Annotated in this window: 17 protein-coding genes, 1 tRNA gene and 2 pseudogenes; 13 read left to right on the top strand and 7 right to left on the bottom strand. The window is 63.8% G+C overall.

Annotated features, from left to right (window positions below; all coding sequences use genetic code 11):
* Positions 1-318 precede the first annotated feature (318 nt).
* The 7 genes and pseudogenes from ATE59_RS05585 to ATE59_RS05560 all read left to right on the top strand — a co-directional run bounded on the left by ATE59_RS05585 (position 319) and on the right by ATE59_RS05560 (position 5,328).
* Positions 319-394 (top strand) — tRNA-Lys (locus tag ATE59_RS05585).
* A 427-nt stretch (positions 395-821) separates the two neighbouring features.
* Complete coding sequence (locus ATE59_RS05580) at positions 822-1,601, top strand: RNA polymerase sigma factor (RefSeq protein ID WP_231737189.1); 780 nt, start codon at positions 822-824, stop codon at positions 1,599-1,601.
* Complete coding sequence (locus tag ATE59_RS05575) at positions 1,598-2,182, top strand: hypothetical protein (protein ID WP_058811515.1); 585 nt, start codon at positions 1,598-1,600, stop codon at positions 2,180-2,182. Before ATE59_RS05580 ends, ATE59_RS05575 begins: the two co-directional genes overlap by 4 nt.
* 3 nt (positions 2,183-2,185) lie before the next feature.
* Positions 2,186-3,100 (top strand): annotated as a pseudogene (locus tag ATE59_RS05570) (UvrD-helicase domain-containing protein); the annotation flags it as partial.
* Positions 3,101-3,162: 62 nt separating this feature from the next.
* Positions 3,163-3,411, top strand: a pseudogene (locus tag ATE59_RS17740) (transposase); the annotation flags it as partial.
* 560 nt (positions 3,412-3,971) lie between these two features.
* Positions 3,972-4,412, top strand: coding sequence for a hypothetical protein (locus tag ATE59_RS05565; RefSeq protein WP_156416715.1), 441 nt, complete (start codon positions 3,972-3,974; stop codon positions 4,410-4,412).
* A gap of 94 nt (positions 4,413-4,506) precedes the next feature.
* Positions 4,507-5,328, top strand: a complete 822-nt coding sequence (locus tag ATE59_RS05560; RefSeq protein WP_058811512.1) for an IS5 family transposase — start codon at positions 4,507-4,509, stop codon at positions 5,326-5,328.
* Between the two features lie 179 nt (positions 5,329-5,507).
* Here the strand turns inward: ATE59_RS05560 and ATE59_RS18190 are convergent, their stop codons facing one another.
* Positions 5,508-6,827 (bottom strand): 3'-5' exonuclease, encoded by a 1,320-nt coding sequence (locus tag ATE59_RS18190; RefSeq protein ID WP_082657314.1) that lies wholly within the window; start codon positions 6,825-6,827, stop codon positions 5,508-5,510.
* A gap of 206 nt (positions 6,828-7,033) precedes the next feature.
* Between ATE59_RS18190 and hsdR the strand changes: the two genes are divergently transcribed.
* From hsdR to ATE59_RS05540, 3 genes are read left to right on the top strand one after another with little or no spacing between them, the layout of a single operon-like run.
* Complete coding sequence (gene hsdR / locus ATE59_RS05550) at positions 7,034-9,406, top strand: EcoAI/FtnUII family type I restriction enzme subunit R (protein WP_058811511.1); 2,373 nt, start codon at positions 7,034-7,036, stop codon at positions 9,404-9,406.
* A gap of 19 nt (positions 9,407-9,425) precedes the next feature.
* On the top strand, positions 9,426-11,684 hold the full coding sequence (locus ATE59_RS05545; RefSeq protein ID WP_058811510.1) for an N-6 DNA methylase: 2,259 nt from the start codon (positions 9,426-9,428) through the stop codon (positions 11,682-11,684).
* Positions 11,684-12,823 (top strand): ATP-binding protein, encoded by a 1,140-nt coding sequence (locus ATE59_RS05540; protein WP_058811509.1) that lies wholly within the window; start codon positions 11,684-11,686, stop codon positions 12,821-12,823. Before ATE59_RS05545 ends, ATE59_RS05540 begins: the two co-directional genes overlap by 1 nt.
* Here ATE59_RS05540 and ATE59_RS05535 read toward each other — a convergent pair.
* The 3 genes from ATE59_RS05535 to ATE59_RS05525 all read right to left on the bottom strand — a co-directional run bounded on the left by ATE59_RS05535 (position 12,794) and on the right by ATE59_RS05525 (position 15,703).
* Entirely contained in the window at positions 12,794-13,315 is a 522-nt protein-coding gene (locus ATE59_RS05535) for a relaxase/mobilization nuclease domain-containing protein (RefSeq protein WP_156416714.1), read from the bottom strand. The genes ATE59_RS05540 and ATE59_RS05535 overlap by 30 nt on opposite strands.
* A 129-nt stretch (positions 13,316-13,444) precedes the next feature.
* Positions 13,445-14,758, bottom strand: a complete 1,314-nt coding sequence (locus tag ATE59_RS05530; protein WP_058811507.1) for a tyrosine-type recombinase/integrase — start codon at positions 14,756-14,758, stop codon at positions 13,445-13,447.
* 210 nt (positions 14,759-14,968) lie between these two features.
* A complete protein-coding gene (locus ATE59_RS05525; RefSeq protein ID WP_156416713.1) occupies positions 14,969-15,703 on the bottom strand; it encodes a site-specific integrase in 735 nt (244 codons plus the stop codon).
* A 62-nt stretch (positions 15,704-15,765) separates the two neighbouring features.
* Between ATE59_RS05525 and ATE59_RS05520 the strand changes: the two genes are divergently transcribed.
* The 3 genes from ATE59_RS05520 (at position 15,766) to ATE59_RS05510 (ending at position 18,039) form a co-directional block, all read left to right on the top strand.
* The gene (locus ATE59_RS05520) at positions 15,766-16,158 is read left to right on the top strand and encodes a hypothetical protein (RefSeq protein WP_156416712.1); all 393 of its coding nucleotides are present in this window, start codon (positions 15,766-15,768) and stop codon (positions 16,156-16,158) included.
* 92 nt (positions 16,159-16,250) lie between these two features.
* Entirely contained in the window at positions 16,251-17,093 is an 843-nt protein-coding gene (locus tag ATE59_RS17510) for a JAB domain-containing protein (RefSeq protein WP_082657313.1), read from the top strand.
* Positions 17,094-17,280: 187 nt separating this feature from the next.
* Positions 17,281-18,039 carry a transcriptional regulator domain-containing protein gene (locus ATE59_RS05510; RefSeq protein ID WP_058811504.1) on the top strand — a complete coding sequence of 253 codons (759 nt, stop codon included), beginning with the start codon at positions 17,281-17,283 and terminating at the stop codon, positions 18,037-18,039.
* Between the two features lie 178 nt (positions 18,040-18,217).
* On the opposite strand, the gene ATE59_RS05505 is transcribed toward ATE59_RS05510, so the two are convergent.
* From ATE59_RS05505 to ATE59_RS05495, 3 genes are all read right to left on the bottom strand, one after another.
* Positions 18,218-19,078, bottom strand: a complete 861-nt coding sequence (locus tag ATE59_RS05505) for an NAD-dependent epimerase/dehydratase family protein (RefSeq protein ID WP_058811503.1) — start codon at positions 19,076-19,078, stop codon at positions 18,218-18,220.
* A 118-nt stretch (positions 19,079-19,196) separates the two neighbouring features.
* Complete coding sequence (locus ATE59_RS05500; protein ID WP_058811502.1) at positions 19,197-20,705, bottom strand: acetyl-CoA acetyltransferase; 1,509 nt, start codon at positions 20,703-20,705, stop codon at positions 19,197-19,199.
* A gap of 4 nt (positions 20,706-20,709) precedes the next feature.
* The gene (locus tag ATE59_RS05495; RefSeq protein WP_058811876.1) at positions 20,710-23,043 is read right to left on the bottom strand and encodes a CaiB/BaiF CoA-transferase family protein; all 2,334 of its coding nucleotides are present in this window, start codon (positions 23,041-23,043) and stop codon (positions 20,710-20,712) included.
* Between the last annotated feature and the right edge of the window lie 68 nt (positions 23,044-23,111).

Here is a 23,111-nt window from a genome sequence, read left to right as displayed (position 1 = left end):
ATGCAAAATCGCCGCGCTTGCTGGACGGCAGACCATAAATTGCTGGAATGCGCAAGCTTTCGGGCGCCGCGCGAGCGGTCCGATGCCTCCATTTTACTCACTGACGCTCCCCCATGCCCGACATTTCGAGCCGCCGCCGTCCGACGCCCTCAACGCAAATGCCCGATCCCCCGCCCCGCTCAAGCAAGGTAAAATGCCTTTTGCGAAAAAATATTGCCGAAGCCCATTGCCATGCCCGAACGAGCATGATAGCGGGCCGCTCTCTTCGCAGCACAAAGCCTTTGTGGCCGCCGCGAAGTCCGCCGAAAACCGGCACGTGGACGCATAGCTCAGTTGGTAGAGCAGCTGACTCTTAATCAGCGGGTCCTAGGTTCGAGCCCTAGTGCGTCCACCATTATCTTCAATGGTTTAGCGTCGCGGCACATTGAACTTGGCTTGGGCTGACAAGCACCGGGTAATCACCGAGCAGCCGGAGCTTCAGATAGCTCAGAGCTGATCCTGCGTTGCTTGTCACCTATCGTGCCCTCCTCCAGACAAGCATCGCCCCTGCTCCCGCGGCACTGATCTCCTCGAACCCGTGCATGGCGAGAGAAAGCGCCGAAGCGAAGTCGTTTGAAATATCTTGCAAAAGATCCGCGATACCCGCGCATAACTCCCTGAAGCATGCATCCGCCCGCGGAGCACCATTGGACGTGACCGACACGGATACGCCGCGTCGAACGATCAGGTCGATTTATTCGATCGGGTCGTTCCGGTTGCATTTTCCGTGGCGATTACATTGTGAAGGCGCGTATGTTCGCGCTCTGAACAGGGAGATAGAGTTGATCGCTCCGCTCACCAAGCGCAGAAAGGACGACACCCCGTATTTGCGATCCGAGGATGTCGAAATGCTCCTGCCCACGCTTGCGCGACTTCCGCGCGGCGTGCTGCTGGAGCGCGCCCGCATTCGCGATCGCAAGAACCCAGACTATATCCCGAGCGAATGCCTCCTCTACTTCGTGCGGGCGAGCCGGCTCGACAATTCCGACGCGTGGTTCGAGCGGCTTTACAAGGTCTTGGTCGAGCGGGTCCTCCGCGCCGTCCCGCGAGCCGAGGCGGGCGGGAACACCGCCTCGCTCGTTAACGATACCATCCGCAACGCGGTCTTCGACCGCTTCGTCGAGATGGTCGCGCAGGACCGTAGGCAGCCCGACGACAAACTCGACTTCTTCGAGGTCAGGTTCGATCTCGCCGTTAAGCGGTTGCGCCTCGACGCGCAGGAGCGAGCCTGGCGCGAGGAGAACCGGAGCGACGCGCTAGACGAGGACTCCGGCGAAACCGGGAGCGACGACTTGGCCGCCACGGCGCTCGATCCGTTCGAATCGAACATTTTTTCGGATCCGCTTTTCCGGGATCGCGTGTATCTTGCGATTGACCAGCTGCCGCCGGAACAAAGCAGGACCGTGCACCTCCTGCTTCTCGGATGGCCGATCCATTCGAACGACCCAGCGGTCATGACGATCGCGAAGGCGCTGGGCTGCTCCGATCGATCGGTTCGCAATCACCGGAAGCGCGCGCTCAAGACACTCGCCGCTCTGTTCAATCCTGGGGACCACCAATGACCATCAGCGCTACGCCAACCTCCCTCGCCGACGTGCTGGACCGGTTCCAGATGGAGGAGGTCCATGACGGAGCCGTCCTCGCCCGCTACGTCGAGGCACATCCGCAGTTCGCGCTCCAGCTCATCGACCTCTCGAGATTGCTCGCCACGCCCGAAGCCGACGATCAGGAACCGCTGTCCGCCCTCCACAAGTCTCGTATCGACGCAGCCTGGATCGTCCACAAGGCGGCCGGACCAGAGCTTCCGAAAGGGAGCAACCCGCTTGACGCGTTCGTCGGGGAGCGGGCCAAGGCACTGGCGGCGAAGCTCGGCGTGCCGCGCCAAGTCGTCACGTGTCTGAGGGAGCGCAAAGTCGATCCCGCGAGGACGCCGCGTCCAATACTTCGGACGCTTAGCGACGCCCTCGCGATCCCGGAGGCGCACGTGATCGCCGCGATGCGACAGCCTCCCCTATTGGCCCGGAGAAGCTACAAGGCCGACGGGAAGCCTAGCGCGGCCGCGCAGGTGTCCTTCGAGCAGGTGCTGATCGACGCGAACGTGTCCGATGCCGACCGTGCCCGCCTGCTCGCAGACGGCGACTAAGGCGTGGACGCGATCGAGCTCGGCCGGAGGCGCGCCGCCGAACTGCACGCCGCAGCCGTGGCGCGCGGGCTCGATCCAAACGACCCTTACGCTTTCGCCGTCGGGGTGGCGAAGGATCGCGGACTCGATGTCGACACCGCCAACCCGGGCGCAGCTGTCCTCGACAACGGTCGCGCGACGCTAGTGCCGGAGGACGCACTGATCGTCCACGAGAACGTCGGCTCGCCGTTTGAAAGAGCGTTCCTCATCGCACACGAAATCGGCCATCACGAACTCGGCGATGCGAACGGGCAGGCAACCGTGATCGAGGTCGACCCGGCGCGCGCATCTGAACCTTCGCCGACCGGCATCGACCGCGTCGTGGACTACGGGCGGCGCCAACGCCGCGAAGTCCAGATGGACCTGTTCGGCCGCGAGCTTCTCATGCCTCGGGCGCTGGTGCGGCGTCTTCACCTTGAGGAAGGACTGACCGCCACCGCGATAGCGGAACGGATGAACGCGCCATTCGACGCAGTCGCGCAGCAGCTATTCGATGCGCTCCTGCTTCCAGTGATTGAGTCAGACAGAAGGGTCAGCACAGACAAACCGCTCAATGTTGTTCAGGCCGCCGCCGCCGCGCACCGCGGCGGACCCTACATCCTGGAGGCCGGCCCCGGGACCGGGAAGACGCAGACGCTCACCGCACGGGTCGTCCAGCTCATCGACGAGGGCGTGGATCCTCGCAGGCTCCTCGTCCTTACCTACTCGAACAAGGCAGCGGGCGAGATGGCCGAGCGGATCGCAAAAAAGCGGCCGGAGCAGGCCTCCGCGATCTGGACCGGCACATTCCACGCGTTCGGACTCGACCTGATCCGCCGGCTCGGCCCGGAGTTTATGCTGCGGCGCGAGCCAAGGCTGATGGACCGGGTTGAGGCGGTCGAGCTGCTCGAGGTGGAGTTCCCCCGGCTCGCGCTTGAACACTATTTGGACCTCTACGACCCTATGCCGGGGACAAGCTGCGCCACGCGCTGCGCCGGATCGGCAAATGGACCGTCAAAATCGTCAAGCGGTCCGATACCGCGAAAGGCTTCGTCGTGCTGCCCCGGCGCTGGGTCGTCGAGCGAACGCTGGCATGGCTCAACCGAAACCGGCGTCTCGCCAAGGACTTCGAACAGACCATCGCGTCCGCAACCGCATGGCTCTTCATCGCATCGATCCAGCTCTTTACGCGTCGTATCGCAAGACTATGAAATTACGCCTGATAATTTAGAATCAGGCTCTGAGGCCCGGTGATCGAGGCGCTGTGCATGAATGATCGGGGGCGGTTGACGTGCAAGTAAATCCGACACGCCGATACACAACCCGCGAACGGGTCGGCGGCATGGCAGCCTGGCGAGCATTAGCCATTCCGGGCCCGGCTCCTGTCGCGTTCTGCGGCTGTGGCGGAGGGTTCAATGGCAGCTCTGGTGAGAGGGAGGAAGGCGTTTCTTGCACCTCCATTGGCACGAGGTAAGTATTATGATATATTTTACCAGTGAGGCATTGATTTATAGCATTGTAATATCGATCGCTTCTCTAATTTCGTCATTGATTTCTAAGAAATTTGGAATCGCAGTCTGTAGCATAATTTGCCTAATATGCATATTGTTATCTATGTTATTTTTTATCGGCGGAAGTGCGAAGTTTATTTTTACAACAATAGTTATTTGGCCTGCCATAGCGTGGATTTCTTACTTATTTGGTCAAATTCTGAGAAATAATACCTGATTTATCATGCATGCATATTTGGAGATATGCGTTTCAGTATAGGATGGATAAAATGTCCGCACCGTCTGCGAGCGAGTATGTTTTACTGAGTGCTCAGTCCTATTATTACTATCGAAAAGAAGGAATTAGCCGTAGCCTCGACGGGCAGAGAAGCGATACCGGTCTGCAGTCGTTAACGACCGAGCAGATTCCGGGACTCGAGGGCTGGTCGGTTGATCTGCTTCGTAGTTACACCGACCCGGATAGCGGCTTTTCGGCTACGGTATTTCAGAAAAATGGACAGTATGTTGTTGCATATCGCGGGACTGACGACTGGCGCGAAGGGCAGGGGGACAAGGAGCAGAATGACACATTTGCGCCCGGATATATCCGTGAGCTAACCGATGCCCCGGGCATAGGAGAGCAAACGCTGGACGCCTTGGCGGTTGTCCAGCGAATGATCGCAAGCGGGATAAGTCTCAACAATATTTCCTTTAGAGCCTGATCCGAAACTAAGTTGAGTGGTATCAGCAGGTTAGCTTGACGCTAGCCCAAGTTGTTGATTCAGGGGTTTTTGCGAAAACTTCCGGAGATCAGCGATGTGGACCGATACCACTCGGGCGCAGTATGCCCGTGCGGAGCTGGCTTTGCCAAGCGATTTGACCGATGCCGAATGGGCGTTGCTGGAGCCGCTCTTCCCACGGCCCTCCCATGTGGGCCGCCCGCGCAAGTGGCCGCTGCGGCGGATTGTCGAGGCGATCCTGTATCTGTTGCGCGGCGGGCTGCCGTGGCGGATGCTGCCGCCGTGCTTTCCGCCGGTCTCGACGGTGCGACGCTGGTTCTACCTGTGGCGCGACAACGGCCTGTGGCTTTCGCTCAACCATGCTTTGCTGCTGATAGGTCGGGAAGCTGTCGGCCGCGAGGCTTCGCCCAGCGCCGGAGTGATCGACAGCCAGAGCGTGAAAACCACGGAAAGCGGCGGGCCGCGGGGCTATGATGCGGGCAAGAAGATCAAGGGCCGCAAGCGCCATATCCTCACCGATACGGAAGGCAATCTGGTCCACGCCGTGATCCACACCGCCGACATCCAGGACCGCGACGGTGCGCCGCTGGTGCTGGCCGAAATCGTCCGGCGCTTCCCCTGGCTGCGCCACGTCTTTGCTGATGGCGGCTATGCCGGGGACAAGCTGCGCCACGCGCTGCGCCGGATCGGCAAATGGACCGTCAAAATCGTCAAGCGGTCCGATACCGCGAAAGGCTTCGTCGTGCTGCCCCGGCGCTGGGTCGTCGAGCGAACGCTGGCATGGCTCAACCGAAACCGGCGTCTCGCCAAGGACTTCGAACAGACCATCGCGTCCGCAACCGCATGGCTCTTCATCGCATCGATCCAGCTCTTTACGCGTCGTATCGCAAGACTATGAAATTACGCCTGATAATTTAGAATCAGGCTCTAAGACTGGTTCTGCGGGTGTGGATTACCCGCAGAACCTGACCTTTGCTGCCGGACCCATAAATTCTTTTAGCCGCCGACGATCGGTCGCTGCTGGCATCGCCGGATTGAGTGCTGGTCCCTACCGAATGCGGCTTATGCAGCGTTCTGTTATAGCCCCGGCGCCAAGGTCTTGGCCTCGATCGCCGCGCTTGTGACCTGCGCAGCGAACCGCGCGCTCCTGCGCGCCCGCAGCTCATCTGCGTAGCCGCGGTTCGGCATCAGCTCGATGACCTGGCGCAGAATGCGATCCTCGACGACACCCGGATCGACTCGTGGATCGTGCAGCTGGCGCCAGCGGGCGAGGAGGAGAGACGTCGACAAAACGTCGACCTCACATGCCTGACTTACTTCCTCCCAGCGCTCCGCGTAAATCAGGCGCGCGAGGGCGAACGGCGGTGCGGTGAGCTTGCCCGGCAGATCCATCGCCGCGAGCACTTCGGCCATATGAATCGGCTTCATTCTGAAGCCGCCGGTCATAATGCGGGCGAGATCAAGGTGACGTGCGCCATTCCCACCGCCGAACGCCAGCCACTTCCACCCACCGGGGAGAGTCAGTCCGTGGCGCATGAGCGGGATCATTCGCGGCACCGGACCGGCGGGGGCGATGTGATCGCGGAACCAGCCTTCCTCGGCTGCGCATTCCTGCTCGTCCATTTCGCGCCACCAGACGCGGTGGCGCGTATCCCAACGGTAGCCACGCGCTTTGAGGAGGCTCCGCCGATCGAACGGGGCTCCGGTCGCTTCGAAACGGACGGTCCTCCGCTCGGCACTTTCGAGCAGGTCACCGAGCACCGTGCCGCCGTGCGGCAGGCGGTGAGCGAGAAGATGCATGAGGCTGACGACGTCCGACATAGCCCGGTGCGCGCCGTTGAATCGCCCGATTTGCATCAGGAGGTGACCGAGCTTGGCTCCATCGAACCCGGCGCCAATCCAGTCGAAGTCGATCGCCGAACACGCCCATGCCGCGCCAGCGAGGCCGGGCAAGAGGTCTTCGAGGAAGGCGATGTCGAATCGCGCGTTGTGCGCGACTAGGACGTCGGCGCTCGCTAACCGGCGCTCAAGCACGTCCAGATCGATCGATTTCCCGCGCACGTCTTCGTCGCTGATGCCGGTTAGCCAGGTGATATGCGGAGGAATCTGCATGTGCGGATCACGCAGCGCCTGTCCGGCGCTCGCGATGCCGACGATCTCTCCGGCGGCATCAACCTCGAGCACTACGACCGCGATGTCGATGATCTCGTCGGTCCGTGGATCGGTCCCGGTCGTCTCGGTGTCGACGATCCCGATGCGGCGCACGGGTCCCTCACGTCGCGACGCGAGCGGGAAGTCCTCCAATGCCGATACTCGGCGCAAAATCCGCACATCCGGATCGCTCGGAAGTCGCGAATGTGCCGCCTCGGCAGAGGCGGCGTCATTGATTTGAGTCATGGTCGATGCTCCTGATTGATTATCGACCGCTCGGCAGCGAGGCTTTTCCTCCCCCCTTCACGGTCACCTCAATCGGTCACAGGCGCGACCTCTCGAATCTCCCCGCTCAGCAGCCGCTTTAGGATTGCCGACCTCAGACAGTCCGGCCGGCGCGCCGTGCAAGTTATTGCAATCTGCCTGCGTTGACGGCACAACTTCAGTCAAACATGGCCACCGAAGCGGACACCTGTCGGAAGCTGATCGTTCCCCGCCTGCAGAGAGCGGGTTGGGACGATCCGCCGTGCGCGATCCAAGAACAGCGGACCTTCACCGACGGACGGGTGATGTTCGTCGGCGGTCAGCCTCGGCGCGGACAGAAGAAGCGCGCGGACTACATCCTGCGCTACCGGCCCGATTACCAAATCGCAGTGATTGAAGCGAAGGCGGGTTATCGTTCGGTTCAGGACGGTGTGCAGCAGGCGCGCGACTATGCCGAGGTGCTTGGCCTGCGCTTCGCCTACGCCAGCAACGGTCACGAGATCGTCGAGATCGACCTCGCCGCCGGCACGGAGGTGACCCGCGCGGATTTCCCGACCCCAGCCGAACTATGGGGGCGTCAACGAGGCGAGCTCGATCTGCCCGACGCGGCCGCCGCCAAGCTGCTTGCCCCCGGCTTCCCCGACGCCGAACGGCCGCTGCGCTACTACCAAGAGATCGCCGTCAATCGCGCACTCGAGGCGATCCTTGGCGGTGAGCGGCGTGCGCTGCTGAACCTCTGCACGGGCGCGGGCAAGACCGCCGTCGCCTTCCAGATCTGTTGGCGACTATGGTCTGCCGGCTGGAACAAGCGGGGTGACCACCGCAAGCCGAAGGTCCTATTCCTCGCCGACCGCAACATTCTGGTGGACGATCCCAAGGACAAGACGTTCGCACCGTTCGGCGACGCGCGCTGGAAGCTCGCCTCGAACGCGGTAAGCCACGGCCGCGACATCTATTTCTCGACCTATCAGGCGATCGCCGCGGACGAGCGCCGGCCCGGCCTCTATCGCGAGTTCGCGCCGGACTTCTTCGACCTGATCGTCATCGACGAATGCCATCGCGGCAGCGCGCGTGCCGATAGCTCATGGCGCGAGATCCTCAACTGGTTCGAGCCTGCCTATCAACTCGGCATGACCGCGACGCCGCTGCGCGAGGAAAGTCGCGACACCTACGCCTATTTCGGCGAGGCGCTCTATACATACAGCCTGGCGCAAGGGATCTCCGATGGCTTCCTCGCGCCCTATCGCGTCCACCGGATCGTGACCGACATCGACGCAGTCGGCTGGCGGCCGAGCGCGGGCGAGCTAGACCGGTTTGGCCGCGAGGTGCCAGATGATGAGTATCAAACCAGGGACTTTGAGCGCGTCGTCGCGCTTCGCGCCCGCACCGAGGCAATCGCACGCCACCTGACAGACTTCCTCAAGAGCACAGATCGGTTCGCCAAGACGATCGTGTTTTGCGTCGACCAAGATCATGCGAGCGAAATGCGCCAGGCGCTCATCAACCTGAACTCCGATCTGGTTGCTAAGCACGCGGATTACGTCGCCCGCGTCACCGCCAACGAAGGCGATATCGGCAAGGGCAAACTCTCCAGCTTCCAGGACCTCGAGGCGGAGACGCCGGTGATCCTCACCACGTCGCAGCTGCTCACAACCGGGGTCGACGCTCCCACGTGCAAGAATGTGGTGCTCGCCCGCGTGGTCGGCTCGATGGCCGAGTTCAAGCAGATCATCGGCCGCGGCACACGTCTGCGCGAGGACTATGGCAAGCTCTGGTTTTCCATCCTCGACTATACAGGGACGGCGACCGAGAAATTCGCGGACCCGGCATTCGACGGCGATCCGGTCGCTGTGACGACGATCGAGATCGACCAGGACGGCGAGGAGATCGAGCGCGAGACGGCGGAGCAGCACAGTGCAGAGGATCGCGATTCTGACGAGCCGACCAAGCCGACTGAGTTACCGCCGGACGATCCCAGCGACGACCTACCCCGCAAGCTCTACGTCGATGGCGGAGAGGTCGAAGTCGTGGCCCACCTCGTCTATGACCTCGACGCCGACGGAAAGCGGCTGACCTGCCGAAAGCTGACCGACTGGACCGGCGAGAAGATCCGCACGCTGTTCGCCACGCCGGCCGCTTTCAGGGCGGAATGGGCGCTACCCGAAAAGCGCGGCGCCGTGATCGATGCGCTTGCGGAGCGCGGCATCGACTTGCACGCCCTTGCCCGGGACACCGGCCGCCCCGACGATGACGCGTTCGACCTCCTATGCCATCTCGCCTGGAATGCGCCGCTGACCACCCGCTCGGAACGCGCCAAGGCATTGCGAGCCCGCAACCCCGATCTTTTCGCGCGCTACGGAGAGGACGCCCGGGCGGTGCTTGACGCGCTGCTGGACAAATACGCAACCGGCGGTCCCGACCAGCTTGCTCTGCCGCAGGCGCTTAAGGTCCAGCCCGTCTCCGACTTCGGCAACCCCAGTGAGATTGCTCGGCGCTTCGGCGGGCCGCAGGCGATGCGGGCGGCCATGGCGGAGTTGACTGAAGCGCTATACGCGGCCTGACCGCACCAGAAGGAACAACATGGCCCGTCAGCCCAAGAAGATTGCCGCCCCGCCCACCACCGCCCAGCGCCTTGACGCGATCGTCAAGTCGGCGCGCAAGATCATGCGCAAAGACAAGGGGCTGAACGGCGACCTCGACCGGCTGCCCGTGCTCACCTGGGTCATGTTCCTCAAGTTCCTGGACGACCTGGAACGCGTCCACGAGGACGAGGCGGAGCTCGCCGGGGCCCAGTTTCACCCAGCGATCGAGGCGCCTTATCGCTGGCGTGACTGGGCAGCGGACAAGGATGGCATCACCGGACCTGACCTGCTCTCCTTCATCAATGCCGACGAGGCGACGCGACCCGACGACACGAGCGGTCCCGGCCTGTTCGCCTATCTGCGCGGCCTTCGCGGTCAAAACGGTGGACGTGACCGGCGCGACGTGATCGCCACCGTGTTCCGCGGGATCCAGAACCGCATGGAGAGCGGCTATCTCCTGCGCGACGTCGTCAATCTCGTGAACGGCATCCACTTCGACAGCTCGGAAGAGATGCACACGCTCGGTCGCCTTTACGAGACGCTGTTGCGGGAGATGCGGGACGTCGCCGGCGACAGCGGCGAATTCTACACGCCCCGCCCGGTGGTCCGGTTCATGGTTGACCGAGTGAACCCGCGAATTTGCGAGAAGGTGCTCGACCCCGCATGTGGCACGGGGGGCTTCCTCACGGAAGCCTATGCCCACATGGCGGCACAGGCTGACACGGTTGAGAAGCGCGCGCAGCTGCAGAACGGGGCGCTCCATGGCGTCGAGGCTAAGCCGCTCCCATACCTGCTCGCGCAGATGAACCTGCTGCTGCACGGGCTGGAGGCTCCTGACATCGACCCAGGCAACGCACTGCGCTTCCGTCTTGCCGACATTGGAGAGCGCGAGCGGGTGGAGGTGATCCTCTCCAATCCGCCCTTCGGCGGCGAGGAAGAGGCGGGCATCCTCTCGAACTTTCCCAACGAGCGACGCACGGCCGAGACGGCACTGCTGTTCCTTCAGCTGATAATGCGGCGGCTGAAGCGCGGAGGTAAGGGACGTGCCGCCGTGGTCGTGCCGCACGGTGTGCTGTTCGGCGATGGCGTCGCTGCCCGGATCAAAGCGGACCTGCTTGAGCGGTTCAACCTCCACACGATCGTGCGGCTGCCGGAAGGCGTGTTCGCACCCTATACCGACATCGCCACCAACCTGTTGTTCTTCGATACCAGCGGCCCCACCGGCGAAATCTGTTATTGGGAGCAGCCCGCGCCGCAGGGGCGCCGGAAATACAGCAAGACGGCGCCGCTGCAGACCGCCGACCTCGCAGATCTGATCGCATGGTGGAATGCACGAAGCGACGACGCACGCGCGTGGAAGGTGTGCGGCCCAGCGCTGATCGAGCGCGACGAGGCCGGGGAGGTTCGCGCAGTCAATCTGGACCAGAAGAACCCCAATGCGAAGGAAGCCGAAGACCCCCGAGCGCCCGGCGAAATCGTGATGGCGGCGCTCGCGAACGAGCGGAGATCAGCAGAGATCCTGAACAGGATAACTCAAGATTCGCAAAGATCGCCAGCGAGTGAGCAGGAGATCATTGAACATCAGCTGGAGCAGGTCGCCAAAGCAGTGGCCATACATAGCGCTGCTACTGCGAGCTCGGAGGCACAGATCGCCGCCACCCTGCGCGCCGCCTTCGCCCGTATCATCGCCGATGCGCCTTACGCGCGGATGGGCGATGTCGCTCCGCTCGTCCGCCGACCGGTGACGATTGTCCCGGAGGCGACCTACCGCGAACTTGGCGTCCGCTCATTCGGCAGGGGAACGTTCCACAAACCTGAGCTGCCCGGAATAGAGGTCGGCTCCAAGAAGTTGTTCACGATCGAGGCGAACGATTTGCTGTTCAACATCGTGTTCGCCTGGGAAGGCGCGGTCGCCGTCGCCGCGCCCCAGGACGACGGCCGCGTCGGCTCCCACCGATTCCTCACCTGTGTCCCGGACCCGGCGCGCGCGACGGCCGATTTCCTCCGCTACTGGTTCCTCACCGCCGACGGCATGCTGGCGCTCGGACGCGCTTCGCCCGGCGGCGCGGGGCGTAATCGCACCCTCGGTATCAAGGCACTGAAGGCTATCACCGTCCCCGTCCCCCCGCTTGACGCCCAGCACTGGTTCGACCGTCTCCAGGCCAAAGCCCGAGCTGCCCACGCCACTCAAGCCGGAACCGCCGCCGAAATCGACGCGCTCGTCCCCGCGATGGTGCACGAGGCATTCGGAGGCTGATGCCGAGGCGCAGCATCACCGACAAGGAGATCGCGCTTATCAAGGCGATGAAGCGTCGTGGGATGCGGAACAGCGCCATTCAGTTCTACTTCAACCGGCCGGACCGTCAGGTGAACTCAGGGCGGATCACCAACATCACCGACGGCACTTACAGCAACTCGGCCACAATTCCGGTTGCGACCGACGCCGAGCTGGACGCCTTCCTCGCTGCAAACTTAGGCGGCTCGGCGTTACCGCCGCCGCCCCGGCCCACCAGTCCTGTCGATCCGGCTACCATCGAAGCGCTTTTCGGACAGGATGCTGGTGGCACCTGGCGCTTTCGTGCGGGTGAAACAGACGAGCATGAGTGCAAGGCGAACTTCGGCTTTAAGCACGCCTCAACATGGCTACGCGCGGTTGCTGCCCTCGCCAACAATCGTGGCGGCTACATCCTGTTCGGCGTTCACGATATCGATTCAGCGAAGGCAGGCGGGGTCGACAAGAGCTACGCCGTGCTGGGTCTCAGCTCCACCGAGTTCGGCAATGCCGACCCGAGCGATTTTACGAAACACCTGAAATCAAAGCTGGACCCAACGCCGCGGGTGCGATCGGCTGTCGTAACAATCGGCGGAAAGGCTGTGGGCGTGCTGCACGTCGAACAACATCCGGGCCGGCCGGTGATCGTGACCAAGCAGGACGGCGACTTGCGCGAGGGCGACATCTTCTTTCGCTACCCTGGACAATCATCCCGCATCAAATATGCGGACTTGCGCGCGATGCTCGACGCCCGTGACTATGAGGCGCGACAGCAGGTGCTCCCGATGGTGGAGAGGCTATTCCGGCTCGGGCCGGGCCGCGCGCTTATCGCCGACCTGGACGCCGGACTGCTGGATGACGGAAAGCTGCCTATCACGATTGACCAGACCCTAGTCGACCAGCTTACCTTCATTCGCGAAGGCGAGTTCAGCGAGGTGGAGGGTGCGCCCACGTTGCGCTTGGTCGGCGAAGTGACGGCGACTGGCGGGGACGGCGCGTTCGGAAGTCGCGGCGTCCTCACGGACGCGAACCTGCTGCTCAACTTCCTCAAGCGTGAGGCGCTATTCAGACCGCAGGAATATACCTGGCCGCGATCAGCAGCAGGCTCGCGCGCACTGCCTTGACTCTGGCGTGGGTTCCGGCGTGATCACGTCCGACTTGCCGCGACGTCGCTTCCAGCTCGCCGTGTCGTCTGCTTTCCCGATCACCTGATCGGACGCCTTTTCGACGAGAACGCCGTCGCGCACCGCATATCGCGAGCCCAGCTCGGCCGTCCAGTGCGGGAACTCGGCCTCGATCACCGCCTTGGCGCGATGCGCCGTGTCGATGTCCCAACCGTCGCCACCGGTCAGGCGCGCGCCTGTCTGGCGGTCGATCCGCATAACCTGCAGATGGAGGTGCGCGTTCTCGGTGTCTCCATGGTAGCCCCATACGGCAGGGACATTTGCCAAGCCTTGGCAGCGCAAGAAGATGCTGATGGTGCGCTCGGCTTCGGCGACCGTCGGTTGCTCACCTTCCGGCCAGCTGAAGACCCAGTGGTCGATTGCGCCCACCACATCCGGGCTGCGGTGCAGCAGCGCGGCCATTGCCGACCGCGCCGTCCCAGCTCGTGCCATGGCGCAGGAGCCCAAGCTCGACCATGAATTGGGCGAGAAACATCGCCCGTGTCGGCTCAGGATCAAACCAATCTTGCCGCCCAGCCATGCTCCAAAAGTGATCGTGCATATTGCCCCTGTCTGGGGCGTTCAGGTGGCATCCGCGTCCAGGCGCTTCAACCGATCCGCATAAAGCCATTTCCGGTGCGGCTCGGCCGCCAGAGTCGTGCTTCGCAGATCACGCAGGAACTCGCCCCAGAGCTCCAGTGCGATCCGCTTCTCGGGCAAGTATCTATATTTATTGTAAACGCCGGCTACACCTTCTCGCGTGCCGCTCGTGTGTGCAAGGATGTCCTCGGTGACTTCTACCGGGACACCCATGGCTTGGAGAGCGGTGACCCCGGTGCGGCGAAGATCGTGGAACCTCCATGGCGGCAACAGAACCGAATCGTGGATATCGGCCACGTCTTCACCCCGCTGCTCGGCCCTTGCCCTCAGAATCTTGGTCATGCGCCTGTCCAGCGCTGACTTGGCCTTGGAGAACCCGCTTATGCCAGTCGAGCCCGTTGTGGTGAAGATCAACCCGGCGCGCTTCGGCCCGAGCGACTCCAGCGTCTCTCGCACGTCGCTATTGCATGGCCCGACGTGGTCCAGGCCATTCTTCATGAGCTGCGCCGGGATCGACCATAACTCGCGGTTCCTGGAAAACTGGCTCCATTCGGCACCTGCCACGGTGGCTCGCCGTTGCAGAGTTCCTGCGAGCATCCGAAAATAGGGCCCGAACGGAAAGGGGGTTTGGTCGACGGCAAGGACGAATGCTGCCAACTCCTCCGCTGCAAGGTGCCGCGCGCGAGAAGGGACTGTGGAAACCGCTTCCATCGAGTCCATCGGCGACGCAACGATGTCGCCCCTTGTCTTCACAGCCCAATTGAAGAGCTTCTTGAGGATCGCGTAAGCTTGCCGCTTTAGCGCCGGACGATCGTCCATCCCGCTGAGCAGGTCGTCGATATCGCCCTTGCTTATCGAGGGAAGCGGACGACGGCGGAACATGGGCTTGACATCCCGGTTGAGAATGCGCTCCGCTTCGCGCCACGTCTTCCACTTTGGCTTGAGGTAGCGGTCAACGAAGAAGTCCGCATAATCGGAGAAAGCCAACGTAACGGCTGCCTTGCGGCGCTGCCGCGCATCCTCGCGGGGATCGCCTCCCTGCCGCACGAGCCCTGACAGACGGAGCGCCTCCTTGCGAGCGGCGTCAGGGGACCAAGGGCTTCCATGCTCGCCGATCGTGACCCGCTGTGTTGCGGTCTCACGACCTCCGGTGCGATACTGGAAAACGTAGGTGCGCTTGCCGGCTGGGGTGACCTTGAGCCCAAAGCCCTTGACCTCCGTGTCCCACACGAATGTCTGAGATCCGGTAGCTGGGAGCGCATCGACCGCGCGCTTAGTAATCTTCAGGCTAGGCATCTGTCCCTCTGAGCAATCACCCGGCAATCACCGGATGTCCAAAGAGAAACACAATCAGCGCAGAGAGATCAAGCAGAATCGCGATAAACCACTGACGCGTTGAACATTTTCCAAACACGTCCAAACTGGTCTTCTGTAGAGCAGCTGACTCTTAATCAGCGGGTCCTAGGTTCGAGCCCTAGTGCGTCCACCATTTCTTTCCCTTATCATTCAAACACTTACGCCGTTCGAGGCCACCAGACGAAGCCCGCTTGGCGCAAGCTTTGTAGGTGATTTTGTGACGTAAGCTCCCTCGGCGCGGCGGACCCGTTCCCGCTCAAGGTCAGGCTCGAATCCCAGCCGGTCGGCATAGGGCTGCAAATGGTCGACCGACATGTGCGCATAGCGCCGCACCATCGATTCCGATTTCCAGCCGCCGAGTTCCTGAAGCACCCAGGTGGGAACACCCGCCTGCCTCAGCCAGCTCGCCCAAGTATGGCGAAGATCGTGCCAGCGGAAATTGGTGATCCCCGCGCGCACGAGCGCCTTGCGCCATGCCCTTGTGTTCGCCGACCGGAGCCTTTCGCCCCGATAGGTGAACACCGCCGTATTATGCTTGCCCCGCTGCCGCATGAGCACGGCCATCGCGATATCGTTGAGCGCGACGCCGAGGGCGTCCTCGTTCTTGGTATCGCCATGCTCGATCGTCGCCTGGCGCCGGTCCATGAAGACGCGGTCCCAGGTCAGGCCGAGAACATTGCCCTGGCGCAGGCCAGTGGCAAGGGCAAACACGACCACGTCGCGCTGATGCTCGGGCAGTTCGAGAAGCAGCGCCTTGGCCTGTTCGTGGGTGATCCAGCGAACGCGAACCTTCTTGCCCTTCTCGTAGGTCTTGAACGCCGGCATCGTGTCGATCCATTCCCATTCGCGCATCGCCATCCGAAAAATGGCGCGAATGAGCGCCACATAGAGATCCTTCGTTCGATCCGTCGCATGCCCTCAGGAGAGGCGGCGGTCCCGAGCGGGCCATGGCGTTGATATTGATTGCAATGGCGCTCGCAGACCAGATCCTGCATCTGTTTGTCCCGCCGCGCTTCTCCTCGATCGACGCGGGCCATCTGGCAATCGATATCGCTGCGGCAATCGCGACGCTGGTGCTGGCACTGACGGCCCATCGCTTCTGGCCGATGCCGGCGGCCGTTCTTCAGATCTTTCCTCTCATGGCCCATGTCGGCAAGGCGATGGAGATTTCGTTTCACCCGGTGGCGTACCAGACGATGCAGGTCGCTGCATCCTGGCTTCTGCCTCCCCTTCTCGCCCTCGCAACCTGGCGGCATGTCAGGCGGCTGCGCGCGAACGGGAACGATCGATCCTGGCGAGGCTGGTCGCGGCGATCGCGCCCGACGACTGCGACACGATAGCGAACAGACTTCTCGACGAGTTCACAAGCCTGAGCCGGATCTGGTCGCAATCTCCCGAAAGGCTGACCCACTTTCTGGCGGGCTATCCAGGCTTGGCCTCGTTCCTCACCAATGTTCGCGACGCGATGCTCGAAGGAATGCGCTCCGATCTCAGAACGGTCCGGATTGATCCGCGCAACCGGCACCTCTGCCGGTATCTCATCGCGTCGATGGGCAGCCTGCCCGAGGAACGGCTGCGCGTCCTTTTTCTCGATCCAGCGCGCAGCCTGATCGCCGACGAGGAAGTCCAGCGCGGTTCGCTCGCGCAACTGGCGATCTATCCGCGGACCATCTTCAGGCGCGCGCTCGAACACAACGCCGCGTCGATCATTCTCGTCCACAACCACCCGAGCGGCGACCCGGCACCGAGCGCGGAAGACCTGAGCGCGACACGGCGTCTGGAAGAGGTCGGCCGAGCGCTCGACGTCGAAATTCTAGAACACATCATCGTGACGGGAACGCGAACCTATAATCTGATCGAGGGGTCGGCCCAGATGCGACCGCGCGGAAAATTCCTGCCCTTCTTCCTGCGGAGCCATCCGGATCCCGCCGACGAGACGGATGCGCTCGCGCAGCGAAACGCCGAAACCGCCATGCGGCGGAGAATATTGCGCAGGCAGCTCCTCGGGAACCCCGAGCTGTTCGGCGAACCGGCCTGGGACATGCTCGTCGACCTGTTCATCCATCAGTCGCGAGGGCAGCCACTCTCCATGTCCTCGCTCTGCATCACTGCGGCGATCCCGACGAGCAGCGCGATGAAGCTCATCCAGCGGCTGTGCGATGCCGGCATCCTCGCGCGATCGCCCGACGCCCATGATGGCCGGCGTAGCCTCGTGAGCCTCACGCCCGAGGTCGCCCATCGCCTGCGCGCCTATTTTGCCGAAGGAGCCGAATAGCGCGCGCATTGTGCGGTCCCTGCCCGGTCCGGGCATCCGCAGCCATGGATATCCCCCCGGCTTCCGGGCGGCTCCAGCCATAGTGCCGCCCCGCTCGAAACCGCTCCCTGGCAGCCGCTGACGCCGGTCCTTTGTCGCCGCATCGCCGCCGCATGAAAATATTCCGAAGATATTCCGAGTATATGAGATGACGGGGGGGCCAGCTGCCGACTGGCGCTCGGCTCAGTCCTATGCCGAGTTGCTGATTTCGGATCGGCGGGCCTTTGCGTGGGAATGGCTTCGCCGCAACAGCCGCTATCGAAGGCAATGGGAGGCCCGCGCCTTCGCTCCGAGCGGCTTCCTAGCCGATATCGGGCTGCTGGGCTGGATCGATCCAGCCCTTGCGACGCCTGCCGCGCGGCCAATCTGGAGCATCGAACGGGACCCGCGCGTGCTGCGCGGGAGGCCGGCCGCGAATGACAGCCCCGCCGATGACCTGTTCGATGTGCGCGAAGTCGCTGCCTTCGTGTCGGTCGAAATAGACGCGTCCGGCAACGAGCACTGGTTGCTCAGCGACGGCCATTGGGCCGTCCGCCTCGACTTGCACGACGGCACGCTCCTGGGCGGCCCGGTTCTTGTCGAGCACCGCATAACGGGTCTGCAGTCAGCCAGGCCGAAGCTAGAATCCCTGAAGCAATTCGTCGTTCTTGCCGAGAAAGGCCATCTTCCCGGGTCGATGATGCCCAAGGAACGCAGGGCGGCGCAGTGGATCATGGAGCTACGCGTTGGCGACGCCTTGCTGGCGGGCGCAAACCAGCAGGCCATCGCGCGCCAGCTCTGGGGCGACGCGATCGCGCCATCGCGCTGGCGCGTGGCAAGCGCGTCCTACCGCCTGCGGGTTCAGCGGCTCGTCAAGACCGCACAGCGATATCTGGCGGAACCGCTCGCGGGACCATGGTTCGACTAACGCGGCTGGAAGGCCTGCTCGTCAACGCGCCCGACGTCCGGTCGCGGCTTGGGTCATCACGGTGCTGTCCGGCGACGTGATCAGGGGGCTTTGAATGTGCCCGGACTCTGCCGTGCCGGCTCGCCGCTCGCCCATGGCCAGGTATCGCCGACGTCGGCGGCACAGCGCGCCAGCGGCTTTACGCTTTCGCCGAAACCCGATCGCGCCAGCTGAAGCGCGGCCGATACCCGAGAACCGCTTTAGCCCGGTCCGACGAAAGGAGCGAGGCATGACCCTTGATCGCGCGGGTCGCCTCGATGCCGGGAAAATGATCGTCGAGAAGACGAGACGTTTCGACCGCCATCAGGCTGTCGTCGGCAGCGATCACCAGACGCTGATGCCCTTCGAAAGCCGCCTCGACCGCAAGACGGCAGGCCTCGCCTGCGTCTTCGGCATCCACATAGGCCCAGAGGTTCATCTTTCGCCAGGCGGGTTTCGCCTGAATGGCAGGAAGCTGTTCATAATCCTCGAGGGAATAGACGTTCGAGAAACGGAGCGACGCTATCGAAAGCCCCGGCGCCCAACGGCAGAAATTCCCGGCCATCGTTTCGCCAAGTTGCTTCGACAAGGCATAGGACCAGTTGGGTCGGTCGGAATGGCTTTCGTCGAGCGGGACCGACGCCGGAGGTTCGTCGAACGGCAGTCCGAAGATGGTTTCGCTCGATGCCCACACGATCCGCGAAATCCCAAGCCGGGCACAGGCTGAAAAAACATTGTAGGTGGAGATCGTATTGACCTCGAAGCTTCGCTGGTCGGTTGCGAGCCCCGGCATCGGTATGCCGGCGAGATGCACGACGGCGTCGGGAACTCCGCCCGTGATGTCGATCCCGGAGAACGCGCCCATCACCTGACCGAAGTCGGTACAGTCGGCGCGAAGCGACTGCGCGGCAGCGACCGGTCCCTGGACATCGAGACCCACGACACGGTGCCCTGCCTTGCGCAAGGCGGCAACGGCAGCACGTCCGAGTTTTCCGGCGCTGCCCGTGACTATTACATACATGGCTGATGTCCTGCTAAATGTCGTTAACCGGTGGCGGCACGTCGGACCTCGAACCCGCCGATGTCAGCTTTGGGCAGCCCGTCACCGGCAGCGACGCCCCGGCGGCACTAAAAGCATATCAGGCAGGACTTGTCTGCCAGACCTGCCACCCATCGCTATCGATCGTGATATCTCCCGCACTGCCGACCGGCTCGGCAATACCGTCGGTCAGAAATGCCATCGCCGCAGCATCCTTCCCCGATATCATCGCCAGCGTGCGATCGCCATTGGGCGTGCGCGCGACGATCACACCCTGCTTCGGCGCACCGTCACGCTCGTAGAGCACGGTGTAGGTCTCAATCGTGGCGGGCCCTTCATAGTCTTCGACGGTCCGGGGCACAGGCCCCCGCATGGCGTCGGCCTCGTCCTGGAAGGCAAACTCGCCGGGATGGACAGCACCGGGGACCGGTTCGCGACCGAGGATGATGCTGTGGTTGTGCGTCGCAAAGCCACCGTTCGCGAAGAGCAGGCCGAAGCGTCCTTCGGCGCGGAGCGCCTCGACCATGCCGACAACCGCGTGGCTCATATAATTGCCGATCGGCCCGCCCCCGAAAGTAAGGCCGCCGAAAACCGTTGCCGGCCTGTCGACAGGCCAGTCGATGACGCGGCGCGCCATCTTCGGCACGCAGGGAAAGCAGCTGTAGAGTTCGACGAAATCGAGATCTGCGCTCGTCAGCCGGTTGACCGCCAGTGCGCGCTGAAGCGACACGATCATGCCGGGACTGCGGTCATAGCGATCGCGGCCCAGCGGATCGTCGGCTTCGTGGGCCGCGGCGCCCTGCCCCACATAGACGAGTTTCTCCTCGGGAACGCCGCGCCGCCGGGCTTCGCCGAGACTGGTTACCAGGAAGCCCGCCCCCTGGTTGACCGACGAGTTGGCGACCATCAGCTTGGTATAGGGGTGCGCGATCGGACGATTTTCGGCGGTCGGCGTCCGCACCGTTTCGGGGGAGACCGGCTTGCGAAGCCAGGCGCCCGGGTTGGCGGCGGCGACTTCGGAAAAGCGCGACCAGATCTCCGCGCTTTCGGCCTGCGCTTCGTCCAGCGATTGTCCATAAGCCGCACGCCCGGCATTTTCGTAAAGCGGGTAGACATCGACCGGCGCGGTGAGCCCGTATCGCTGCCGATAGCTCGGTGTCCGACGCGTCGAGGCGGCGCGCGAGGCATTCTGCGCCGAGACGTCGGTCCCGCGCGCGGCCGCGGCGCGCTGCGCGGCGGTGCGCAGGGCTTCGCCGCCCGCGATCGCCGCGATCCTGATCTCGCCGGCACCGATGCGATTGGCCGCTTCGTTCAGAAGCAGGATCGGACTGTCGCCGCTGGCGATCCGGGTCTTTTCGCAAATCCGCGGACGCGCCCCGAGACTGTCGGCGAGAGGCGCCGACAGATCGCCGAGATCGCGAAACGAGATCTGGTCGACGATCGCAAGCGAATCGAGGTCGGCAAGCCATCCCCCGCCGGCGTCGGTATCGGCCAGGCGAAGCGCCGCTACCATCAGTCCGAGGGGGTCGAGGCCTTCCCCGGGGTCGGCCGGCCGGTCGTTGATCTGGCCGACGCCGACAATGACAGGGATGCGTTCGGGATCGATCATGGGCTTAACCTTTCGGGAATTTTGCGGGGTTTGCCGGCGAGGCCGGCATCCGGGCGCACCGTCGCGCGGCATCCTCCGGCATGATGAACTGTTCGAGCGCGCCCTCGGCGATCAGCTGGTCGATGCGCGCGTCGTCGAGTCCGAGAATGTCGCGAACGATTTCCGCCGTATGCTCGCCGGGCAAGGGCGCCGGAACCTCGGGCGGCGCGGGCATGCGCAGCGACCGCACCGGCGCCGTCTCCGCGAAATGCGGCTCGCCGCGATACGGATGGGTCACGCTGCGGAAGGAACCGCGTTCGACATAATAGTCGAATTCGGGAAGCTCGGACACGCGCAGCATCGCGCCCGCCGGGACCCCTGCCGCCTGGAGCGCCTCCATTGCCGCGCGCGGATCCTGCCCCGCGAGCCATGTTCCGATATCCTCACCGCCGGTCACCGACAGCATCGCTTGCCGGTCGGCCTCGCTGCGCAGCGAAACGACGCACCATTCATCGTCGCCCGCGCAGCGATAGAGTGCGGACGCCCCTTCGGCTTCCTCGCCCGTCACCGCGACGCCTGCCCGTTCGAGCACGCGGCGCGCGATCTTCGCCGCCATATGGCTCAGCATGACTTCCGACTGGCTTATCGCGATCGACCCGCCGATGCCCGTGCGCAGCCGCCGCACGAGCAGCGCGAGCGTGGCGATCGCCCCGATGCGGGCCGCGACATGATCGGGATAGACGGTGATCGCATCGGAGAAGCTGTCGGCCTCGCCGGGATAGCGCCATTGCATGGTGAGCCCGGACGAGGCCCGAACGAGCGGCCCATATCCCATGCGCCGGCTCCACGGCCCGGTTGGGCCGAACGCCGAACTGTCGACGACGATAATCCCCGGATTGAACGCCTTGAGACTGTCATAGTCGAGCCCGAGCGACTGCAGCGTTCCGCCCTTGAAATTCGCCATGACGACATCGCTGTGCGCGACGAGTTCATGCAGCAGGCGCTTGCCTTCCTCGTGCCGCAAGTTGAGCCCGAGTCCCCGCTTGTTGCGATGGCCTGCCACGAAGGTCGCCGAGATCAGTCCCCCGGTGCGGTTCTGGCGGCTCCCGTCGGGAAAGGCCGCATTTTCTATCTTGAGCACATCGGCGCCCTGGTCGCCGAGCAGCCGGGCGCTGTCGGCACCGACAACGATGACGCCCAGATCGAGCACGCGCAGCCCCGACAGCGGCCGCTCGCCCGCGGCGGACGCTTCCAGCTCCAGTGGCGGCGAACGCCAGTCCGCCTCGGCGTCGAGCGCAGGCGCGGGACCATCGGCTCCCATTCGCCGCCCGTCGATCTCCACGGTCCCGTCGGGCAGCGGCGCCGAAATTCCCGGCGCAATCTCAACGGGCCTGAACGCGCGACGTGCCACGATCTGCTCGGTGCCGAGCGCTTCGTCGAGATCGAGCAGCGCGGCGGCCGGGACGCCGTGGCGCTGCCCCGCTTCCTCGATTTCACGGCGCGTCTTGTCGGCGAAGAATGTCGCGATCGCGGGCAGCAAGCTGCGTGACGCGAAGCGGTTCTGAAGAATATCGAAGGCGGGATCGGCGAACTCGGCCGGTCGTCCCATCCATTCGAACATGCCCCGCCACTGGCGCGGCGCGAGAATGCAAAGCCGGACAAAACCATCCTTGCATGGCAGGATCGGATACATGAAGCGCGCTTCGGCTCGTCCGCGCGGGAGCTTCGACGCGGGAATGCCCGCGGCGGCGCTGCCGGCGATGCCGTACCCCGGATCGAGCGCCTGCGCCGCGCCGTCGAGCACCGAAAAATCGAGAAGATCCCCGGCGCCGGTCCGGAGCCGGTTATAATAGGCCAGCAGCGCCACATAGGCGCCTTGCACCGCCGCGCAGGCCTGCGCGAGATCGCCCGGGGGCAGCAAGGGTTCGCGCTTGGGGATTCCCGAGCGCGACAGTTCGCCGGTCAGAGCGTGATAGACGGGGCCCGTTGCCTGCCAGTTCGCGAAACGCCCGGTATCGCCGAAGGGACTCACCTTCATCGCGACGAGCCGCGGATAGCGCGCGAGCGCCGCCGCAGCGTCGCAGCCGGGCCCGCCGATCAGAATATCCGCGCCGGCGAGCAGTTCGTCGAAGCGGCCGATGCCGGTCGCCCGCTTGCCCGGATTGGCCGCCGCAAAATCGAGGCTGATACCGCCGGCCGATGGCCCCTGCCGCCGGTCGGCGCTGCCGCCTTCGGGTTCGAGCCGGATGACATCGGCGCCCAACTCGGCAAGCTGGCGCCCGATCGCCGCCATCGGTCCCACGACCAGATCGAGCACGCGAACCCCGGCCAGGGGCTTGCTCGCTTCGGCTTGTGTCATCGCGATTTCCATTCGTCCGGATCCTGGTCCGGACCGGCGGCGGGCCGATCCGGGAAAGCTGGTTCGGT

This window comes from Sphingopyxis sp. A083, from assembly GCF_001468495.1.
Lineage (GTDB): Bacteria > Pseudomonadota > Alphaproteobacteria > Sphingomonadales > Sphingomonadaceae > Sphingopyxis > Sphingopyxis terrae.
This window is presented reverse-complemented; position numbering and strand designations above follow the sequence as displayed.

Bases quoted from the DNA above. Each gene is read 5' to 3' on its own strand.
- ATE59_RS05495 (WP_058811876.1), bottom strand. From the start codon at position 23,043: ATGACACAAGCCGAAGCGAGCAAGCCCCTGGCCGGGGTTCGCGTGCTC.
- ATE59_RS05565 (WP_156416715.1), top strand. From the start codon at position 3,972: ATGGATAAAATGTCCGCACCGTCTGCGAGCGAGTATGTTTTACTGAGT.
- ATE59_RS05545 (WP_058811510.1), top strand. From the start codon at position 9,426: ATGGCCCGTCAGCCCAAGAAGATTGCCGCCCCGCCCACCACCGCCCAG.
- ATE59_RS05530 (WP_058811507.1), bottom strand. From the start codon at position 14,758: ATGCCTAGCCTGAAGATTACTAAGCGCGCGGTCGATGCGCTCCCAGCT.
- ATE59_RS05510 (WP_058811504.1), top strand. From the start codon at position 17,281: ATGACGGGGGGGCCAGCTGCCGACTGGCGCTCGGCTCAGTCCTATGCC.
- ATE59_RS05535 (WP_156416714.1), bottom strand. From the start codon at position 13,315: ATGGCACGAGCTGGGACGGCGCGGTCGGCAATGGCCGCGCTGCTGCAC.
- ATE59_RS18190 (WP_082657314.1), bottom strand. From the start codon at position 6,827: ATGACTCAAATCAATGACGCCGCCTCTGCCGAGGCGGCACATTCGCGA.
- ATE59_RS05505 (WP_058811503.1), bottom strand. From the start codon at position 19,078: ATGTATGTAATAGTCACGGGCAGCGCCGGAAAACTCGGACGTGCTGCC.
- ATE59_RS05540 (WP_058811509.1), top strand. From the start codon at position 11,684: ATGCCGAGGCGCAGCATCACCGACAAGGAGATCGCGCTTATCAAGGCG.
- ATE59_RS05500 (WP_058811502.1), bottom strand. From the start codon at position 20,705: ATGATCGATCCCGAACGCATCCCTGTCATTGTCGGCGTCGGCCAGATC.
- ATE59_RS05560 (WP_058811512.1), top strand. From the start codon at position 4,507: ATGTGGACCGATACCACTCGGGCGCAGTATGCCCGTGCGGAGCTGGCT.
- ATE59_RS05520 (WP_156416712.1), top strand. From the start codon at position 15,766: ATGGCGTTGATATTGATTGCAATGGCGCTCGCAGACCAGATCCTGCAT.
- hsdR (WP_058811511.1), top strand. From the start codon at position 7,034: ATGGCCACCGAAGCGGACACCTGTCGGAAGCTGATCGTTCCCCGCCTG.
- ATE59_RS05575 (WP_058811515.1), top strand. From the start codon at position 1,598: ATGACCATCAGCGCTACGCCAACCTCCCTCGCCGACGTGCTGGACCGG.